A 1,151-nucleotide genomic window follows, 5' to 3' on the forward strand; every position below is an offset into this window, starting at 1 on the left:
AAGGTGTCTTCAAGTACGATGTCATAGGTGTCGCTCCAAGGGGTGATGTACCATTCACCTGTCACTTGTTCGGGTAAAGTGACGTTAATAATTTGTTCGTAACTGTGTCCGACTTGCAGTGAGCCAGAATGGGTAATTTGTGCCAGCAGAATATCTTCTAGATTTCCTTCTGCATTGACTGGAGAAGGCCGTTTTTTATCTCTGGTGAGCCAAATTGTATCGGTCCATTCGTCGCGGTCAGTTTCACCAATTCCTTTGTTAATAACGGTGTAACGGATAGGAATAGTGGAACCTTCAAAAGCTTGGTTAGGTACCGTGACATTCTCAGTTACTAAATCAGCTAGGGGTAGTCCGATGACGTTGAGGGGGACGGCGAGGGTATTGTTGCTGTTTTGGGGATATTCGTTAACTTTCCCGTCGGCATTAGCCTGTACAATCAGGAATACTTCGCCTATCATACGTTTAGGTACGACGAAAGATAGAGTTGAGCTAAGATAGCTTTCTTGGGGGGCTAAAGCCGATTCATTGGTTGGACTACCTAAAAGAAAATCGTCGCTGCTAATTTTGTTGTCAAGGGATAAATAAACGTGATCTTGCCAAGAAGTCGTGGTGGGAACTGTTCCAGAGTTAATCACGACAAAGGCTAAAGCTCCCGTTCCACCAGCATTCACCTCTTGGGGTGCTTCAATTAACTGTACTTGTAAATCAGGTCGAGGCGGCAAGGTAATCAGGAGCGGGTCGTTATCTACCGCAGTATTATTACCTGTTGCACCGTGTTCGTAGAGGGAGTGAAGAGTGTTTGTTTTAACGACGATTTGATAAAGCCCTTGTAAAGTGCTAGGAATGGCAATCTGTTCTTTTCTGGTATAGAATTGACCTGCCGCTAATCCTTGATCATAAGTAAACGAACCCAGCCAAATGAGCGGTTGCAATAGAGTACTAACGGCTTGCAGATAAATTTCATCGACCCAAGCCCCAACAGCTTTACCTGTTCCATCATTAGTAATTGTCCAAGAAAAGTCAATTTTTTGACCCGCTTCTATAGCCGAAGGAGCAATTAAATCTGTTACTTTCAAGTCGGGTGGAGGGGTTAAGCTAATTTGTATGGCTTCTGAGACGCGGCTGTTGTTGGTGGTGTAGATGAATTCTTT

Annotated in this window: 1 protein-coding gene; it reads right to left on the reverse strand. The window is 44.2% G+C overall.

The features are described from left to right. Positions 1 to 1,151: CARDB domain-containing protein (locus C7H19_RS25210; RefSeq protein WP_146136608.1), on the reverse strand; the 1,151-nt coding region annotated here is incomplete at both ends.

It is taken from the genome of Aphanothece hegewaldii CCALA 016 (assembly GCF_003007785.1).
Taxonomy (GTDB): Bacteria; Cyanobacteriota; Cyanobacteriia; order Cyanobacteriales; family Microcystaceae; genus Chroococcus; species Chroococcus hegewaldii.